The organism is Methylobacterium sp. Gmos3 (assembly GCF_056430985.1).
On sequence record NZ_JBWJYL010000004.1, the window covers coordinates 464970 to 483149 of the forward strand.

General features: G+C 68.4%; 17 protein-coding genes. 9 read left to right on the forward strand and 8 right to left on the reverse strand.

The window, feature by feature from the left end; all coding sequences use genetic code 11:
• Positions 1 to 11: 11 nt before the first annotated feature.
• Positions 12 to 1709: a methyl-accepting chemotaxis protein gene (locus ACS5Q7_RS11120; RefSeq protein WP_478339359.1), complete on the reverse strand. Its 1698-nt coding sequence runs from the start codon at positions 1707 to 1709 to the stop codon at positions 12 to 14.
• 296 nt (positions 1710 to 2005) lie between these two features.
• Between ACS5Q7_RS11120 and ACS5Q7_RS11125 the strand changes: the two genes are divergently transcribed.
• Entirely contained in the window at positions 2006 to 3067 is a 1062-nt protein-coding gene (locus tag ACS5Q7_RS11125) for a WcbI family polysaccharide biosynthesis putative acetyltransferase (RefSeq protein ID WP_478339360.1), read from the forward strand.
• A gap of 43 nt (positions 3068 to 3110) precedes the next feature.
• On the forward strand, positions 3111 to 4118 hold the full coding sequence (locus tag ACS5Q7_RS11130) for an alpha/beta fold hydrolase (protein ID WP_478339406.1): 1008 nt from the start codon (positions 3111 to 3113) through the stop codon (positions 4116 to 4118).
• On the opposite strand, the gene ACS5Q7_RS11135 is transcribed toward ACS5Q7_RS11130, so the two are convergent.
• From ACS5Q7_RS11135 to ACS5Q7_RS11145, 3 genes are all read right to left on the reverse strand, one after another.
• Positions 4093 to 4824: a dihydrofolate reductase family protein gene (locus ACS5Q7_RS11135; RefSeq protein ID WP_478339361.1), complete on the reverse strand. Its 732-nt coding sequence runs from the start codon at positions 4822 to 4824 to the stop codon at positions 4093 to 4095. The two genes, ACS5Q7_RS11130 and ACS5Q7_RS11135, sit on opposite strands and share 26 nt — an antisense overlap.
• A 66-nt stretch (positions 4825 to 4890) precedes the next feature.
• On the reverse strand, positions 4891 to 5658 hold the full coding sequence (locus tag ACS5Q7_RS11140; protein WP_478339362.1) for an SDR family oxidoreductase: 768 nt from the start codon (positions 5656 to 5658) through the stop codon (positions 4891 to 4893).
• A 27-nt stretch (positions 5659 to 5685) separates the two neighbouring features.
• Positions 5686 to 6396 (reverse strand): GntR family transcriptional regulator, encoded by a 711-nt coding sequence (locus tag ACS5Q7_RS11145; RefSeq protein ID WP_478339363.1) that lies wholly within the window; start codon positions 6394 to 6396, stop codon positions 5686 to 5688.
• Positions 6397 to 6515: 119 nt separating this feature from the next.
• On the opposite strand from ACS5Q7_RS11145, the gene ACS5Q7_RS11150 reads away from it, so the two are divergent.
• From ACS5Q7_RS11150 to ACS5Q7_RS11180, 7 genes are all read left to right on the forward strand, one after another.
• Positions 6516 to 7772, forward strand: coding sequence for an ABC transporter substrate-binding protein (locus tag ACS5Q7_RS11150; RefSeq protein WP_478339364.1), 1257 nt, complete (start codon positions 6516 to 6518; stop codon positions 7770 to 7772).
• Between the two features lie 10 nt (positions 7773 to 7782).
• The gene (locus ACS5Q7_RS11155) at positions 7783 to 8658 is read left to right on the forward strand and encodes a branched-chain amino acid ABC transporter permease (RefSeq protein WP_478339365.1); all 876 of its coding nucleotides are present in this window, start codon (positions 7783 to 7785) and stop codon (positions 8656 to 8658) included.
• Between the two features lie 8 nt (positions 8659 to 8666).
• Entirely contained in the window at positions 8667 to 11225 is a 2559-nt protein-coding gene (locus ACS5Q7_RS11160) for a branched-chain amino acid ABC transporter ATP-binding protein/permease (RefSeq protein ID WP_478339366.1), read from the forward strand.
• Positions 11222 to 12145 carry a 3-hydroxyacyl-CoA dehydrogenase gene (locus ACS5Q7_RS11165; protein ID WP_478339367.1) on the forward strand — a complete coding sequence of 308 codons (924 nt, stop codon included), beginning with the start codon at positions 11222 to 11224 and terminating at the stop codon, positions 12143 to 12145. The genes ACS5Q7_RS11160 and ACS5Q7_RS11165 overlap by 4 nt, the downstream gene beginning before the upstream one ends.
• A gap of 2 nt (positions 12146 to 12147) precedes the next feature.
• Positions 12148 to 13077, forward strand: coding sequence for a 3,5-dioxohexanoate:acetyl-CoA acetone transferase (gene kce, locus ACS5Q7_RS11170; RefSeq protein WP_478339368.1), 930 nt, complete (start codon positions 12148 to 12150; stop codon positions 13075 to 13077).
• Positions 13078 to 13159: 82 nt separating this feature from the next.
• Positions 13160 to 13348, forward strand: coding sequence for a type II toxin-antitoxin system HicA family toxin (locus ACS5Q7_RS11175; protein ID WP_478339369.1), 189 nt, complete (start codon positions 13160 to 13162; stop codon positions 13346 to 13348).
• Complete coding sequence (locus ACS5Q7_RS11180; protein WP_478339370.1) at positions 13348 to 13770, forward strand: type II toxin-antitoxin system HicB family antitoxin; 423 nt, start codon at positions 13348 to 13350, stop codon at positions 13768 to 13770. The genes ACS5Q7_RS11175 and ACS5Q7_RS11180 overlap by 1 nt, the downstream gene beginning before the upstream one ends.
• A gap of 3 nt (positions 13771 to 13773) precedes the next feature.
• On the opposite strand, the gene ACS5Q7_RS11185 is transcribed toward ACS5Q7_RS11180, so the two are convergent.
• Genes ACS5Q7_RS11185 through ACS5Q7_RS11200 form a run of 4 tightly spaced genes read right to left on the reverse strand, consistent with a single transcriptional unit; the run spans position 13774 to position 18117 of the window.
• On the reverse strand, positions 13774 to 14085 hold the full coding sequence (locus ACS5Q7_RS11185; RefSeq protein WP_478339371.1) for a DUF167 domain-containing protein: 312 nt from the start codon (positions 14083 to 14085) through the stop codon (positions 13774 to 13776).
• Positions 14086 to 14089: 4 nt separating this feature from the next.
• Positions 14090 to 15460: an FAD-binding oxidoreductase gene (locus tag ACS5Q7_RS11190; RefSeq protein ID WP_478339372.1), complete on the reverse strand. Its 1371-nt coding sequence runs from the start codon at positions 15458 to 15460 to the stop codon at positions 14090 to 14092.
• 33 nt (positions 15461 to 15493) lie between these two features.
• Positions 15494 to 17101, reverse strand: a complete 1608-nt coding sequence (locus ACS5Q7_RS11195) for an acyl-CoA synthetase (protein WP_478339373.1) — start codon at positions 17099 to 17101, stop codon at positions 15494 to 15496.
• A complete protein-coding gene (locus tag ACS5Q7_RS11200; protein WP_478339374.1) occupies positions 17101 to 18117 on the reverse strand; it encodes a TRAP transporter substrate-binding protein in 1017 nt (338 codons plus the stop codon). Before ACS5Q7_RS11200 ends, ACS5Q7_RS11195 begins: the two co-directional genes overlap by 1 nt.
• Between the last annotated feature and the right edge of the window lie 63 nt (positions 18118 to 18180).

Genomic DNA, 18180 nt, shown 5'->3' on the forward strand with positions numbered 1-18180 from the left:
CCTCCCCTCGCTCAGGCGGCCCGGACGGTCTGAAGGAAGCGGGCGACTTCCTCCGTCAGGTGCTCGGATTGCCGGGACAGTTCGCCCGACGCCGACAGAACCTGCCGCGCCGCCGCGCCGGTATCCTCCGACGCGCGGGCCACGCTCACGATGTTGCTCGTGACCTCCGAAGTGCCCGAGGATGCCTGGGCCACGTTACGTACGATCTCCTGCGTCGCCGTGCCCTGCTGCTCCACCGCCGCCGCGATCGACGTCGCTACGCTGTTGATCTCGCGGATCCGCCCGGTGATCGCGCCGATCGCCGACACCGCCTGATCCGTCACCCCCTGGATCTCGCCGATCTGGCTGCCGATCTCGTCGGTGGCCTTGGCTGTCTGGTTGGCCAGTTCCTTCACCTCGGCGGCGACCACCGCGAAGCCGCGGCCCGCCTCGCCCGCGCGGGCGGCCTCGATGGTGGCGTTCAGCGCGAGTAGGTTGGTCTGGCTCGCGATGTTCGAGATCAGCCCGACCATGTCGCCGATCCGCGCCGAGGTCTGGCGCAGGGCCTGGACCAGGGCTGCCGTCTGGTCGGCCTCGCCCACGGCGGCCTGGGCCAGCGTGGCCGAGCCCTGCACCTGCCGGCCGATCTCCTGCACCGAGGTGCCGAGTTCCTCCGCCGCCGCCGCGACGGTGCCGACGTTCGAGGCCGCTTCCTCGGCGGCCGTCGCGACGGTGGTCGACTGCGCGGCGGTCTCGGCGGCAGCGGAGCTCATCTGCTGGGCGGTGGCCTGCAACTCGGTGGCCGAGGACGAGACCATGCCGACGATGCCGCCGACGGCGGCCTCGAACCCGTCCGCCAGTTCGACCATGGCGCGTCGGCGTTCCTGCGCCGCCGCTTCCTCGGCGACATGTTGCATCTCGGCCTGCTCGATGGCCTTTTTCGAGACCATCTCCTTGATGCCCTCGACCGCCTTGCCGACGGCGCCGATCTCATCGCCGCGCGCCGCCTCGTCAATCTGCGCGTCGATCTCACCCTTGGCCATCCGCTGCAGCACCGAGACGAGGCGTCCGAGCGGTCGATTGATGCCGAAGACGACGATCACAAAGGACAGGACGGCGGTGACAAGGAGGCCCAATAGCGCCGAGCCGATCAGCACGAAATCCGCGTGGCTCTCGGCCTGGGCGGTCGCGTCGCGCACGGCCTCCAATTCCTTCTTCAGAAGCGCGGTGCGGCTCTGGATCATGTCCCGCAGCTTCAAATGCGCTGCCGACGTGTCCACCACGATGAGCTTGGCCGAAGCCTCGAAGTCACCTTTCACTCGAAGGGCGATCGCGTGCTCCATGACGGTCGTGAGTTCGTTGAGATTCTCACTCATCTTGTCGTTGGCCGACCGCCGCTCGGCCGAATCGGCGATGCGGTTCAGTCCATCGATGGCGGCCTTCGCCGCAGCGATAGCCGTCTCGTACCGAACTTTGTTCGCGCTCAGGCGCTCCTCGCGTTTGTCGAGGACCATGTTGCGCACGGCGATCGAGGCTTCGCTCGCCTCGATATTCAACTCGAGGATGTTCTCGAGACGTATGACCTGCACGTCGGTGATCAGGCGAATGTCCTCGGCGAGGCTCATCAGCATCCCGCGCGCATAGAGCACCAACCCCCCCGACAGAACCGCAAGGATGATGAGGGGAATGGCCGCCTTCACCACGAGGCGCGTGTCACGGAAAAAATGCATGGGTCCCATCGCCAGCGAAGCCCGACGGCTCCTCACGATGGAGCGTCGCTGCCTAAGCCTCGCGCAAAACCTTCCCTTAAGTCTGAGCGCGAGACCCCTTCGGTGCGGCGATCGATGGTCTTGCGAGAAAAATTTTGGCAGAAAAACAGTCTTTAAACCAGTTTCTAGAATTTATATAAAGAGTATCTGGTCATTTATACAATCAAAAACACAAGTAGAACGGTGATATCTATCGTAGGTTGTTATGCCTCACGGCGTCGATTGCCCGTCGGGCGATGTCGTGCCATGGACGGGCCATGTCCTCCCTCGACGCAGTTCGGCGAGCCCAGTACTGGCTTTCGCAAGTCGGAAAGCCCCGGAAGCTTTCGCCCCGCCTGCTCGTGCTCGGGATCTGCCAAGCAGGCGCCGTGGCGAAGGCGATGCGCTACCTCCTGCCCGATGCGCAGGTGGACTTCCTGTCGGTCTTCACCCTCGGCCGCCGCTATGGCCGCCTCGCGGACGTGATCGCGCGCGCCGACCGCTACGATGCGGTGTTCACGAACATTTACCTGCCGCCTTTCCGGGATGGGGGCACGATCCTCGACCTGCGCGCTCGGCCGAACGTCCACGTCATCCCGACCATCGCCTTCGCGGCGTACCACCCCGATGTCGTGTCCATCGGCGTGCAGGACCACGCGACCCTGCGCGGGCTCTTATCCGGCCCGATGGGCCATTCGCACTCGGCGGTGACGCTTTACGCCTATCTCGCGGGCTTCTCGCCGGGGCAGACGCTCCGCCTGTTCAGCGAGCCGGTCTTCGAGCGGCTCGGCTATTACGACTTCTGGGACCAGTCCGTCGTGAGCCTGCGCCGCCTAGGCGCCGAGGCTGGCTACGACCTCGACGAGCATCTGAATCGGTGGGCACGGCGCGGCTGCTTCATGCACTCGACCAACCACCCGAAACTTTACGTGATGAGCGACATCGCCCGCGGATTGCTGGGCAAGGCGGGCATCCCGTTCGAGCCATGCGACCTCGACGCCTTCCTGCCTGACGATCTCGGCGGCATGGGCAGCTGGCCGGTCTACCCGGAGATCGCGCAGCATTACGGCGTGCCGGGCAGCGCCCTGTTCTTCAAGGCAGAGACGCCCCGTTCCGGCCCGGCCCGCACGATGACGCGAGCCGCCTACATCGCGGCGGCCTACGCCTATTACGGAAGACGCCCCAGGGACATCCTGGTGAACCAGCGGGTTCAGGCTTGGCGCGGAGATGCCGCCACGGTCGATTTTCTGCGCGCGGCAGCCGGGCACGCGGGCGACGCGCCTTCACCCTCGGCCTCTCGCCGGCTTTTGGGTGGCGATGTCCTGGCACCTTCGGCCTGACACCGCGTTGACGGGCCACCTCAACTTGATCCGCCTCGATCCGATGTGCTCGCTTGCTCGCCCCTCCGGGCGCACAATCCTCGCCCTGGCCGCCTCGGTGGGAGCCATGGCCGTCGCACGGAACTTCCTGCGCGAGACGCCCGAGCCCCTGCCCGCCGCCCTGCCCGGTGCCCGCGAGAGCGTGTCGGATCCGCAGGCCGGAACGGTGTCGTACTATGCCTCGCCGGAGGGCAGCGGGCGCCCGCTCCTGCTGATCCACTCGATCAACGCCGCCGGCAGCGCCTACGAGACGCGCCCGCTCTACCTGCATTACCGGGAGACCCGGCCGGTCTACGCCCTCGACTTGCCGGGCTTCGGCTTCTCCGAGCGCAGCCGTCGCCGCTATACGCCGCGCCTGATGGCCGAGGCGATCCATGCCGTCGTGGCGCGCATCCGCGCCCGGCACGGCGGCGACGCGGTGGACGCCATCGCGCTCTCGCTCTCCTGCTCCTACCTCGCCAAGGCCTGCCTCGCCCGTCCGGCGGATTACGCGACGCTCGGACTGATCAGCCCCACCGGCTTCGATGGCCGCCTCTCCGGCGACGGGCCGCCGGATGGGCATCGCGGGCGGGACATCGTGCGCCAGATCCTCGACCGGCCGGTGCTGGGTCCGACGCTGTTCAATGCGCTGGCAAGCCGGGTGAGCATCCGCTTCTTCCTGGAGAAAACCTTCGGCGCCACCAAGATCGATGAGGGGCTGCTCGACTACGCCTACGCGACGGCCCACCAGCCGGGAGCGGAGCACGCGCCCTACTGCTTCATCGCCGGGCACCTGTTCCCGACCGACTCGACGCTGCTCTACGACCGCCTCCGCCTCCCGGTGTGGATGATCCATGGCCAGCGCGGCGACTTCGTGGATTACCGCCTCGCCCCCCGCTTCGCCGACCGGCGCAATTGGCGGATCGACACGGTGCCGACCGGCGCGCTGCCGCAATTCGAGCGGCTGCGCGCCGTGACGGCCTTCTACGAAAGTTTCCTCGCGGCGGTCAGGCTTCCGCCTCGACGGGCGTGATGCGGTAGCGCAGCCAGACGGTGCCGTCGTCCAGCCGCTCGCAGGATTGCAGATCGAGCTTGCGACGCTTGCCCATGCTGTCGGATTCGTCGCCACGGACATCGAACACGGCGGGCGTTCCGGAGACGCCATCGACGGCCGGCGCGAGGAGCAGGCTCAGTTCATCGATGACGCCCGCGCGCAGCATCGAGCCGTTGATGTGGCCACCGCCCTCGACCAGCAGCCGCTCGATGCCGAACAGCGCCTTCAGCTTGCGCACGGCCAGCGCGAAATCGACCTCACGCTCCCCGGCGAACAGGTAGGATTGGCCGCCGGCCTTGAGGGCGCGCAGATGCTCGTCCGGCACCGATTCCGTCAGCACCACGACCACATGATCGCCGGTGATGTCGTTGCGGGCGCCCCAATCGAGCCGGCCGCGCGCGTCGAGGGCGATGGCGTAGCCGTTCGCGTCGCGCTTCGCGACATGATCCTCGCGCGGGACCGGCACGCCGTCATCGGTGGGAGGCTGCGGCAGCGGATCGGCGCTGTCGGCATAGCCCTGCATGGTGATGCGCCCGCACATCCAGGCGTCGCCGCCAAGTTCGGCATGGATCCGCTCGTAATGCCGGTCGGCATCGGCCAGCCAGCGGCGGACCTTGATCCGGCCATCGACGGAACTCGTCATGTGGCACAGGACGTAAGGGCGGTCGGCGTGGGCAGTGTCCATGGTCGGCTCGGATCGCGTCGCGGAAAGCCGGTATCGCTTCGGCGACGCGATTGGTTCCGGAACGTTCTACGAAAGCATCCGCGTGTCGCCGTCGATGGAGATGGCCTGCCCCGAGATCGTGCGGCCCCGGTGCGAGGCCAGCAGCAGGATCTGGTCGGCCAGTTGCCGCGCGGTGACGTATTCCTTCATCGAGACGAAGGAGAAGGCCCGCGCCTCCATGTCCGCGAAGCTCGTACCCTGCTGCTGCGCCTTGGCTTCGAGCACCCGACGCTGCCTGTCGCCCGCCACGAGGCCCGGCAGGATCGCGTTCACGCGGATGCCCGCCTCGCCCAGCTCGATGGCCAGCGACTTGGTGAAGCCGATCACCCCCCACTTCGCCGCCGCGTAGGGGCTGCGCAGGGCGAAGCCGAACTTGCCGGCCGCCGAGGACAGGTTGACGATCGACGCGTTGTCGCTCGCCCGCAGATACGGCACCGCGAGCCGGGCACAATTGAACTGGCTCGTCAGGCACACGGTGAGGCAGCGGTCCCATTCCTCCGGGGCGATGTCCTCGACCCGGCCGGTCGGCCCGGCGATGCCGGCATTGTTCACCAGCACGTCGAGGCCGCCGAGATCGGCCACCGCCGCCTCCATCAGCGCGGCGACCTGATCCCGTTCGCCGACATCGGCGCGGCATCGCCCGACCTCGGCGGGAAGCCCGTCCAGGGCGGCCTCATCGACATCGCAGGTGAAGACCCGCGCGCCCTCTTCGAGAAAGGCATCGACGATGGCTCGCCCGATGCCGTTGCCGCCCGCCGTCACCAGCACGCCCAATCCGTTGATGCCGAGGTCCATGGTCCGTCCTGTCGGGTTGGAGGTCGTTCAAGGCGCACCAGCCGCCGGGAGGGCGCCGCGCGAGAGGATGAAGTCCGCCGCGTCGCCGATATCGGCGGCGATGGCCGCTTCGGCGGCGGGGCCGTCCTGCGCCGCGATGGCCGCGAGCAACTCGGCGTGGCGGCGGACGGCGAAACCCTGCCGCAGCCGTTCCGGGTGCGCCCTCAGGTCGAGGTTCAGCACCGGCCCGGCCTTCAGCCACAGGCGGGTGATGATCTCCCGAAGCGGGGCGAGGCCGCAGGCCGCGTAGATCGCGAAATGCAGGTCGCGATTCAGCGCCACCGCGCGGGTGCCGTCCGGGTGGGGCGATTCGGCCAGCGAGCGGAAGGAGGCCTCCGCCCGGCGGATCGTCGCCAGTTCCTCGGCGCTGCGCCGGGTCGCGGCCCGCGCGGCGGCAAGACCTTCGACCGCCATGCGCGTCTCCGCGAGTTCGCGGAACGCCTCCGCACCGAGGACAGGCACCCGCAGGGCGCGGTTCGGCGCGACTTCCAAGGCGCCATCCGAGGCGAGACGGCTCACCGCCTCGCGCACCGGCATCACAGACACGCCCAGCGCCGCCGCCGTCTGCCGGAGCGAGAGCTTGTCGCCGGGCGCGAGGCGTCCTGAGGCCAGCAGATCGCACAGGGCGTCGTAGGCGGTGTCCGCCAGGGTGCGCCGCTCGATCTGGGGCAACTCCGCAAGGGCCGGTGAGGAACTCATGTGCCGACACTAGACGAAAGATGCACTATCGCGCTAGTGATGTGTGATCACAGTTCGGGCGGGCCGCAGAGCCGCATCAAGGACCCGGCTGGAGGAAACGTCTGGGGAGGTCCCGCGCCATGAGCCATCTCACCGATACGATGTCACGCCGGACGCTGCTTCGCGCCGGCGGTGCCGCCCTGCTCACACCGGCCTTGGCCGCGCCGGCCCTTTCGCAGGGGCAGGCGGATGTGATCCGCTTCGGCCACCTGACGCCGCGCACCGGCTTTCTCGGCCCGCTCGGCGAATTCGCCGTGCAGGCGGCGCAACTCGCCGTCGAGGAAATCAATGCGGCGGGCGGCATCAACGGGCGCAAGGTCGAGCTGCTGACCGAGGACAGCGTGAACCCGCAGACCGCCTCGGCGAAGGCCGAGCGCATGGTGCAGCGGGACAAGGTGGCCTGCATCGTCGGTGAGATCAATTCGGCGTCCGCGCTGGCGATCTCCCAGGTGGCCCAGCGCGAGAAGACGCTGTTCCTGAACACGGGCGCGAATTCGGATGCCCTGCGCGGCTCCGACTGCAAGCGCTTCATGTTCCACGTCGAGGCCCAGAACACGATGATGGTGCGCGCCGCCGGCCGCGCGCTGCTCGACCAGGGGCTGATCAAGGGCAAGAAGATTTACACCCTGACCGCCGACTACGCCTTCGGGCACGATCTCCTGAAGCAGGCCAAGAAGTTCTTCGCCGCCAACGGTGCGACGATCGTCGGCGAGGATCTGATTCCGACCGAGCTGACCGACTTCTCGCCCTTCTTGCTCAAGATCCGCCAAGCGCGGCCGGATGCGGTGATCTGCAACCTTGCCGGCGCGCAGATCACCAACTTCCTCAAGCAATACAGCGAGTTCGGCCTGCCCTTCCCGGTCGCCGGGTTCGGGTTCGACACGGCCCTTGCCTGGGGTGCGGGACCGGGCAACTTCCTCGGGACGTGGCCGGTGATCTGGCACCACATGGTGGATTCGCCCTCGGCCCAGAAGTTCGTGGCCGCGTTCAAGGCCAAGTACAAGCGCCCGCCCGAAAACCAGGGTTGGGGCGACTACACGGCGACGAAGATCCTCGCCCGCGCGATGAACGAGACGAAATCGACCGATTCGATGAAGCTCGTGGAGTATTTCGAAGGCGGCGCGAAGTTCGACATCCACAAGGGCCGGGAGGGCTACTTCCGGGCGTGGGACCACGAACTGATGCAGGAGATGTACGCCATCACCGCCCTGCCGCCGGAAAAGGTCAAGAACCCCTACGACATCTTCACCTCGTCCGGCCCGCTGCCGGGCGCGGGGGAGAGCCTGGAGGTCATTGCGACCACCAAGGAGGAGAACGCCTGCACCTTCCCGGCCTGAGGACGCGCCCATGACGCTCGTCTTCATCCTGGAGCAGGTGCTGAACGGCCTGCTGATCGGCGTGCAATATCTGCTGATCGCGCTCGGCCTGTCGCTGATCTTCAGCCTCGGCGGCATCGTGAACTTGGCGCATGGGGCGTTCTACGCCATCGGCGCCTATCTCACCGTGGCGCTGGCGCCGGAGATCGGCTTCGGCGGGGCGCTCATCGCCTCGCCTCTGGCGGTCGGGCTGCTCGGCCTGGTAATCGAGCGGTTCGTGCTGCGGCGGTTCTACCGGGGCGATCCGGCGCTGGGCCTGCTGCTGACATTCGGTCTCGCCATGGTGGCGGAGCAGGCGCTGCGCATGGCCTTCGGCGCGGCCCCCCTGCCCTTCGGCATCCCGCCCTGGCTGCGAGGGCAGGTCTTCATCGGCGACCTGATCTATTCGCGCTATCGGCTCGCGATCCTCGCCGTGGCACTCGTCTGCGTGCTCGGTCTGTGGCTGCTCCTCAAGAAGACCGCCTTCGGCCGCGTCGTCCGCGCCGGTGTGCAGAACCCCGACATGGTGGCGGCCCTCGGCATCTCGCTGAAGCCGTACATGACGGCGGTCGTCGTCATCGCCACCGGGCTGGCTGCGCTCGCCGGCACGATGATGGCCCCGGTGACGGGCGTGCAGCCGGCCATGGGCGCCGAGATCCTGACCTTCGCCTTCGTGGTGGTGGTGATCGGCGGGCTCGGCTCCTTCTGGGGCGTCGTGCTGGCGGCGCTGATCGTCGGCGTGGTGCGGGGCCTCACGGCCTATGCATACCCGCCCGCCACCGAGGCGGCGGTCTACGGCCTGATGGTGCTCGTGCTGCTGTTGCGGCCGCGCGGCCTGTTTGGCGAACACATCGCCCGGTTCGAGTGAGGCCCGCCATGTCCGGTACCGCCGAGGCCCTGCCCCTCGCCCCGCCCCAGCGCGGCGGCCTCATCCGCGAGAGCCGCCAGCTCTGGGCCGCCCTCGCCGCGCTCGTCGCCCTGCCCTTCGCCCTCGACGCGATCGGCCTCACCCTGATCACCGCCACGGACGTGGTGATCTTCGCCCTTGCCGTGCTCGGCCTGAATATTCTCGTCGGCTGGACGGGGCTAGTCTCCTTCGGCCACGGGGCGTGGTTCGGCATCGGAGCGTATGCCGTGGCGATACTGCAAACGCGCGTGCTCCCCGGCGACATGGCGTTGCCCCTCGTCGGCGCGCTCGCCATCACCGCCGGCTGCGCTTTGGTGGCAGGGGCGCTGATTCTGCGGCGGCGGGGCGTGTATTTCTCACTCCTAACGCTGGCGCTGACGGCGATGCTCTACGCCATCGCCTTCCGCTGGACGGACATGACGGGCGGCGAGAACGGCATCGGCGGCGTGCAGCGCTGGGCCGCGCTGGACACCCCCGGCGCGCTCTACGCCGCGACCTCGGCCATCGCCGCGCTGGTGCTGTTCTGCCTGTGGCGCTTCCGCCGCTCACCCATGGGCACCGTGCTCGTCGCGATCCGCGAGAACGAGCAGCGCGCCGGCTTCCTCGGCTACGCAACCAACCGCTACAAGCTCGCGGCCTTCGTGCTCTCCGCCACCATCACGGGCCTGGCGGGGGCGCTCTCGGCCTACAACCACCGCTTCGCTTCGGCCGACCCGATCTCCATCGCCTTCTCCGGCGAATTGCTCGCCATGACGGTGATCGGCGGGATGCGCTCGTTCCTCGGGCCGGCGATCGGGGTTTTGTTCTTCATCCTGTTCCGGGAGTTCCTGTCGATCTACACGGGCGACTGGCTCCTGTATTTCGGCCTGCTGTTCGTCGCCTTCATCGTGCTTTCGCCGGACGGGCTCGTCGGCATCGGGACGCGGCTCCTGAAGCCCTTCCGCAAGGTCGCGACCGAGGGCGCGGCCATGGCCGCCCGGCGCGCCGGGGCGAGCGGGCGCGTGCCGCCGCGCTTCATCGCCGAGGGTCGAGGCACTGGCCCGGTCCTCGTCGCGGACGGGATCGCCAAGAGCTTCGGAGCCGTGGCGGCGGTGCGCGGCGTGTCCTTCGCCGTCGCGGACCGGACGCTCCACGCCCTGATCGGCCCCAACGGCGCGGGCAAGACATCGGCTTTCAACCTGCTCTCCGGCCTCTACCGACCCGACAATGGCCGCGTGACCCTCGATGGCCGCGACATCGGCGGCCTCGAACCCCACGCCATCACGCGGGCCGGCATCGGCCGCTCGTTCCAGATCACCAACCTGTTCCCCGGCCTCTCGGTGCAGGAGAACGTGCGCCTCGCCGTCCAGGCCCGCCACCCGTCGCATTTCAGCCCGTGGCGGGATGCGCTCAGCCTCCGCGAGATCGAGAACGACACCGCCGAATTGCTGCGCTGGACCGGCCTCGCCGGCATCGAGCGGGCGGAGGCCGGAAGCCTGTCCTACGGCGGCCAGCGCCTGCTGGACATGGGGCTCGCGCTCGCCACCCGGCCCCGCGTGCTGCTCCTCGACGAGCCGCTGGCAGGCCTCGCGGCGGCTGAGCGGGAACGCGTCGGCGACCTCATCAAGGCGCTGTCGTCCGACATCCCCGTCCTGCTGGTGGAGCACGACATCGACCGGGTGTTCCGCCTCGCCGACCGGGTGACGGTGATGGCCGATGGCGCCGTTCTGGTGGACGGCACCGTGGCCGACGCCCGCGACGACGTGAAGGTGCAGGCGGTCTATCTTGGCTCGGGCACGGAGGCGATTGCCGCCAAGCCCCGCGCCAGCTCTGCCGCGAAGGAAGATCTCCTCGCCATGGAGGGGGTCAATACCTTCTACGGCAAGTCGCACATCCTCAACGGCGTGAACCTCACGGTCCGCAAAGGTGAGGTGGTGGCGCTGCTCGGCCGCAACGGTGCGGGCAAATCGACACTGCTGAAGACGCTGATCGGCATCGCGCCGCCGGCTTCCGGCCGGATCGCCCTGAACAATCAGGACATCGCCGGTCTCTTGCCCGACCGGATCTCGCGGCTCGGCATCGGCTACGTGCCGCAGGGCCGCGCCCTGTTCGCCGGCATGACGGTCGCTGAAAACCTTGGCCTCGGGCGCCTGCGGCGGCTTACCGGCGCGGGCATCCATTGGGACGAAGAGCGGGTGCTCGAATTCTTCCCGCGTCTCAAACAGCGCTGGACCGTCGACGCCGCCCGCCTGTCCGGGGGCGAGCAGCAGATGGTGGCGGTGGCCCGCGCCCTTTCCGGCGATACCCGCCTGCTCCTGCTGGACGAGCCTTTCGAGGGCCTGTCGCCGGCCGTGACGGAAGAGCTGTTCGAAGCCTTCGACCGGCTGCGCCGCGAACTCGCGATCATCATCGTCGACCATCACCTGGACCTCGCTCTGGCGCTGTCCGACCGGACGGTCGCCCTGGAACGCGGCGCCGTGCAGTGGAGCGGCGAGTCGCGCCTGCTGCGCGAAGACCAGGAACTGAGGCGCAAGGTGCTGTGGCTATGACCGAATCCGTCGCCATCGTCGGCTCGGGCCTGATCGGCCGGGCCTGGGCGATGATCTTCGCCCGCGCCGGCTGGGACGTGCGCCTCTTCGACAAGGCCGAGGGCGTCGCCGCCGGGGCGGTGCCGCTCTGCGCCGAAGGATTGCAGACGCTCGCCGCCCACGGTCTCTGCGACGATCCCGAGGGCGCCGCCCGCCGCATCCGCGCGGTGCCGCGCCTCGCCGAAGCCCTGGCCGGCTGCACCTTCGTGCAGGAGAATGGGCCTGAGGTGGCGGAGGTGAAGCGCGCCCTCTTCGCGGAGATGGACGCCCTCGCGCCGCCGAAGACGGTGATCGCCTCGTCCTCGTCGGCGATCCGCTGCTCGCTCTTCACCGAGGAGCTCGCCGGAAGGGGCCGGTGCCTCATCGGCCATCCGGTGAACCCGCCGCATCTCATCCCCCTCGTGGAGATTTCCGGCGCGCCCTGGACCGATCCGTCCGCCCTGACACGGGCGCGGGCCGTCTACGAGGCCATCGGGCAGGTGCCGATCACCGTGCTGAAGGAGGTTGAGGGCTTCATCCTCAACCGTCTCCAGGGGGCGCTGCTGGCGGAAGCCTTCCGCCTCGCCTCGGAGGGCTACGTGACGCCGCAGGATCTCGACCGTACCGTCAAGGATGGGCTCGGCCTGCGTTGGAGCTTCATGGGCCCGTTCGAGACCATCGAACTGAACGCACCGGGCGGCATCTCGGATTACTGCGCGCGCTACACCGGCTTCTACAAGCGCCTCGCCGCCGAGCCGCCGGCCCCCGCCGTCTACGAACCGGCGGCGGTCGAGACGATTCTTGCCCAATGGACCGCGCCCGGCGACCTGCCGGCGCGGATGAAACGTCGCGACGAGCGCTTGGCCGCCCTTCGCGCCCATAAGAGCCAACAGAAGGATTGAGCATGGCCACCCAGCGGAAGGTCATCATCACCTGCGCGGTGACGGGGGCGATCCACACGCCGAGCATGTCCCCCCACCTGCCGGTCTCGCCCGAGGAGATCGCGGACGCCGCCATCGGCGCGGCGGAAGCGGGCGCGGCCATCGTCCACCTGCACGCCCGCGACCCACAGGACGGGCGCCCGGACCAGAGCCCGGAGGCGTTCGCGAAGTTCCTGCCGGTCATCAAGCAGCGCTCGAACTGCGTCGTGAACCTCACGACCGGCGGCGCGCCGACCATGTCCATCGAAGAGCGCGTGCGCCCCGCCGCCACGTTCAAGCCGGAGGTCGCCTCCCTGAACCTCGGCTCGATGAATTTCGGCCTGTTCGGGATGCTCGACCGCTTCAAGGATCTGAAGCACCAGTGGGAGCGCGACTACCTCGGCAACAAGGACATCATCTTCCGCAACACGTTCGGGCAGATCGAGCACATCCTCACCACCTGCGGCCCGAACGGCACGCGGTTCGAGTTCGAATGCTACGACACCGCGCATCTCTATAATCTCAAATACTTTTTCGACCGTGGCCTCGTGCAGGCGCCGCTGTTCATCCAGACCGTGTTCGGCCTTCAGGGCGGCATCGGCGCCCACCCGGACGACGTGATGCACATGAAGCGCACCGCCGACCGGCTGTTCGGAGACCAGTACCGGTGGTCGGTGCTCGGCGCGGGCCGCAACCAGATGAACATTGCCGCCATGGCCGCCGCGATGGGCGGCAACGTCCGCGTCGGCCTGGAGGACAGCCTCTGGGACGGCCCCGGGAAGCTCGCCGAGACCAACGCCGCCCAGGTCCGCCGGGTGCGCAGCATCATCGAAGGGCTGGGCCTCTCGGTCGCCACGCCCGACGAGGCGCGGGAGATGCTGTCGCTGAAGGGCGGGGACAAGGTGGGCTTCTGAGGGTTTTCCCCAGCAAGGCCGGCCGCACCATGCAATCAACACTTGTGTTGACTTCAACACAGGTGTTGAGCAAGCTATATCGATGAATGCACAAGAGCTTCGGCGATGGCTGGCGGCCCAGGGCTGCACGTTCGAACCGAAGCGTGGCGGCTCCGGCCATATCATCGTCAGGCGGGGAGATCGAAAGACCGAACTCCCCATGCATGGTGGCCGGAAGGAGTTGGGCACTGGGCTCGTCAACGCGATCAAGCGGCAATTGGGTTTGAAGTGATGCTGGCCTACCCCATCACCCTTGAACCGGACGACAACGGCACGCTGCTGGTGACATGCCCGCTCCTGCCGATCGTCCTGACCTACGGCGACACCGAAGCCGACGCGCGTCGTCACGCCGTCGATGCGATCGAGACTGCCCTTGCCAGTATGATTGCCGATGGTGAAGCAATTCCCCGTCCTGTGGGAGAAAGAGGCGACACCGTTCGGCTCCCGGCCCTTACTGGGCTGAAGGTCGAGTTGTACTGGGCGCTGCGGGAAGCTGGGATCACCCGCGCGGAACTGCAAAGGCGCCTCGGCTGGAAGCGGGAGAGCGTCGATCGCCTCTTCCGCCTCGATCACGGATCGAAGCTGGAGCAGCTTGAAGCCGCGTTCGCCGCACTCGGTCGGGAATTGTCGCTGGACGTTCGGGCCGCCGCTTAGACTTCAAGGCACCGCGCCGAACACCCGCGTCAGGTCTGCCTCAGCGATCCCCGCGATCTCCAGCCGCTTCACCCGTGCCTGATGGCCGGCGACGACCTTCACGGCGCGGCCGGGCACGTTCAGCGTGCTCGCGATGAGCTTTTCCAGCGCCTCGTTCGCTGCGCCCTCGACCGGCGGCGCCGAGACCCGGACCTTCAGGCAGGGCGCGCCATCGGCATCGCGCATCCAACCGTCCACGGCGTCCCTTCCGCCGCGCGGGGTGAGTCTGACCACGAGGCGCGCGGGCTTGTCCGCCTCGGCGGGAGAGCGGGCCATGGCCTCAGAAGACCTTGCCAGGATTCAGCCGGTTGTCGGGATCCAGCGCCCGCTTGATGAGCCGCATCGTGGCGATCTCCTCCGGCGAGCGCGACAGCTTCAGCTTGCCCCGCTTCATCAAGCCGATCCCGTGCTCGGCCGAGACCGAGCCGTTCAACTCGGCCAACGGTTCGTAGATCGCCGCGTCGATGGCCGCGTTGCCGGCGGCGTCGAGGTCGGTCGTGTTCCAGTGCAGGTTGTTGTCGCCGATATGGCCATAGACCACAGCGCGACAGCCGGGGATCGCGCCCATCCGCGCCAGGGCGCCCTCGACGTAACCGTTCATGGTGTCGAGGGGCACGCTTACGTCGAAGGCGCGCTCGATCCCGTCGGCGTTCATGTTTTCCACGCGGTCGCGGATGCGCCACATCGCCTGCCGCTGCTCCTCGGATGAGGCGAGCGCCGCGTCGAGCACCGTGCCCTCGCCCATCAGGCGGTCGAGGAGGTCGACGAAGCGGTCCGTTTCCTCCGGAACGCATTCGACTTCGATGATGGCGTAGAACGGGTAGTCCGGCCCGAGCGGCGGGGTGGCGCGGCCGGGCTTGGTCATCAGCCGGTAGAAGTCGGGCCACAGGCCTTCGAAGGAGGAGACGCGGCCCTGGAAGGCCGATTGCGCGGCCCGCAGCAGCCGGGCACCGTCATCGACGCCGGGGCAGGCGACGAGGGCGGTGACGTAACCCGCCGGTTCCGGCCGCAGGCGCAGCACCGCGCGGGTGACGATGCCGAGCGTGCCCTCCGTGCCGAGGAACAACTGCTTCAGGTCGAGCCCGGTGTTGTTCTTGATGAGCGGGCGCATGGACGACACGATGGTGCCGTCCGCCAGCACGGCTTCGAGCCCCAGCACCATCTCGCGCATCATGCCGTAGCGCAGAACGCGCAGGCCGCCGGCATTGGTGGAGATCGTCCCGCCCACGGTGGCCGAGCCCCGCGCGCCGAGATCCAGCGGGAAGAACAGGCCGGCGTCGCGGGCGGCGTTCTGCACCGATTCCACCGTCGCGCCGCTGCCCGCCACCACGGTCATCGACAAGGGATCGACGGGGGCGATGCCGGTCATCCGCTCGGTGGAGAGGGTGATCTGATCGGTCTCGCAGAGGATGCCGTCCACGAGGCCGGTGGCCCCGCCGCGCGGCACGATGCTCACCCCCATCTCCGCGCAGGCCTTCAACACGCCGGAGGTCTCTTCCGTGTCGCGGGGGCGCACGAGGGCAAGGGCGGCGCAGGGTTCGGCGGGGCGGGTCCAGGCGGCCGGGCGGCTGCGCAATTCCTCGCCCGTCACGAGGCCGTTCGGCCCGACGATGGCGGCGAGGCGGTCGAGAATCGCGGACGCTTGGGTCATGGCGCGTGAGCTATCATTCGAGTGAGCGTACGGTCACAGCGGAAGGCTGCCTCTGGCGTCGAGCCCTTCGCGGATGGCGCGCTTGGTGATCTTGCCGTAGCCGGATTTCGGCAACTCGTTCCAGAAGAAGATACGCTTCGGCAGCTTATAGCGCGCCACCTCGGCCGAGAGCCATGCGATCAGCGCAGCCTCGTCCACCTCTTCGCCGGGCCGCAGGACGCAGACCGCGACGCCGACCTCGCCCCAGGTCGGGTCGGGCACGCCGAGGATCGCGGCCTCGGCGATGGCCGGGTGCTTCAGAAGCTTTTCCTCGGTCTCGCGCGGATACACGTTCGAGCCGCCGGAGATGTACATGTCCGAGGCGCGGCCGGTGATGAACAGGAAGCCCTCGTCATCGAGATGGCCCAGGTCGCCCGTGCGGAACCAGCCATTGCGAAACGCCTCCGCATTGGCTTTCGGGTTGTCGTAATAGCCCGCGAACACCGCCGGGCCGCAGACGCAGATTTCGCCGGTCTCCCCCGCCGGGAGGGAGCGGCCCTCCGTGTCCTGGATATCGACCTGCATGCCCGTGCGCTCGAAGCCGCAGGTGCCGACCTTCACCGACGGCCCATCCTCGGCCGCGTGGAGACGCGGCGGCAGGACGGTGATGTTGCCCGTCACCTCGCCGAGGCCGAAATACTGCACAAGCACCGGCCCGATGGCCTTCAGCGCCCGCTTCTGATCCTCCCGGTACATGGGCGCGCCGGCATAGATGACGTGGCGCAAGCTCGAATGGTCGTGATGCGCCACCGACGGGTGCTCGGTCAGCAGCTTCACGATGGTCGGCACCGTGAACATGTTGGCGATGCGCCATTCCTCGACCAGCGACCACACCTCCGCCGGGTCGAGCCGGTCGCCGGCCGTCAGCACCGTCGTCGCCCCGGCGGCGGCCTGCGCCAGTTGGTGGATGCCGGCGCCGTGCGAGAGCGGCGCCACGACGAGGGAGGTGTCGCCCTCCTGCGTGCCCGGCATCAGGTCGCAGAGGTGGTTGGTGATGACGAAGCCCATCTGGCCATGCGTCAGCACCGCCGCCTTGGGCCGCCCGGTCGTGCCGGAGGTGAAGAAGAACCAGCACGGGTCGTCGTGCTCGACATCCGCCGTGGGAGCGGCCTGCCCCGCATGGTCCGCGACGAGGGTGTCGTAATCCTCCCCGAAGGTCGCCCCGCCGATCTCGACCACGATGTCGATGGCGGGGCACTCGGCCCGGATGGCGGCGGCGTGGTCGGGGAAGACGCTGCCGCAGATCATCGCGCGGGCGCCGCTCGCCTTGGCGAGATAGGCGACCTCTGCGGGAGTCTGCCGGTAGTTCGTCGGCACCCAGACGGCGCCGAGCCGGAAGCAGACGAACATCGATTCGAACAACTGGTGGCAGTTGCGCGACTGCACCAGCACCCGGTCGCCCTTCACCACGCCGCGCTGCGCGAGCGCGGCGGCCATGGCATCGACGCGGGAATCGAGGTCCGCCCATGTCCAGCGGCGTTCGGCCTGGACGAGGCCGAGGCCGTCGCGCAGGCGACGGCCGTTCTTGCGCAGGACATGGGCGAGGTTCATCACCCGCCGCGTGCAGGGGGCGACCCCGCCGCGCGGCGCGGTGGCCGCCATCAGGCGAGCTTCCCCGTGTACTTCTCGAGGATCGACCAGCCCTCTTCGCCGTAGCGGCCCTTCCACTCGGTGTAGAAGCCGGCCTTGCGCAGCTTGTCGCGGAAGGGCGCCGGGTCGGGCTTGTTGAAGGCGAGACCGTTCTTGGTCAGCTCGTCCTGAAGGTTGGCGTTGAGCTTGGCGACATCCTCGCGCTCCTTCATGCCGGCGGCGTTGATGTGCTTGGCCACCATCTCGCGCAGGTCGGCGGGAAGCTTCTCGAAGGCGCGGCGGTTGGCCAGGAACCAGTATCCGTCCCACATGTGGTTCGTGAGGGAGCAGTACTTCTGCACCTCGTAGAACTTCGTGGTGGAGATGACTGCCAGCGGGTTCTCCTGGCCTTCCACGATCTTGGTCTGGAGGGCGGAATAGGTCTCGTTCAGGTTGATCGAGGTCGGCGCGGCATCGAAGGCCTTGAACATCGAGGTCCAGAGCGGCGACACCGGCACGCGGATCTTGAAGGCCTTAAAGTCGTCGGGCGTCGCGATCGGCTTGGTGGACGAGGTCGTCTGCCGGTAGCCGTTGTCCCAGATCTTCTCCATGGCGATGAGGTTCGCCTTGGCGATCTGCCCGCGCACCCAGGCGCCGAGCTCACCGTCCATCGCCGCCCAGACCTTGTCGTAGTCGGGGAAGGCGTAGCCGATGCCGTTGATCGAGGCGTTCGGCACGAGCGTCGAGAGGATGAGCGGCGACATCGTGAAGAACTCGACGCCGCCGTTGCGCAGCTGGCTCAACGTGTCGGTGTCGGAGCCGAGCTGGCTGGTCGGGAAGATCTTCAGGTCGAACCGGCCGCCGCTCTCGGTGCGCAGGGCTTCCGCCATCTCCCGGGCGCGCACGTTCATCGGGTGCGTGTCGGGCAGGTTGTTCGCGTATTTGTAGGTGAACTCGGCTCGCTGGGCGCGGGCGACGTGGGGCGCGGCGACCCCGGCGAGCAAAGCGGTGGAACCGGCCGACAGGATGCGGCGGCGGGTGACAAGCATGGCGAACGCCTTCCCGGTGGGGGCTTCGAACGAGCCCGGCATTTCCTCGTGACCCACGGGTGA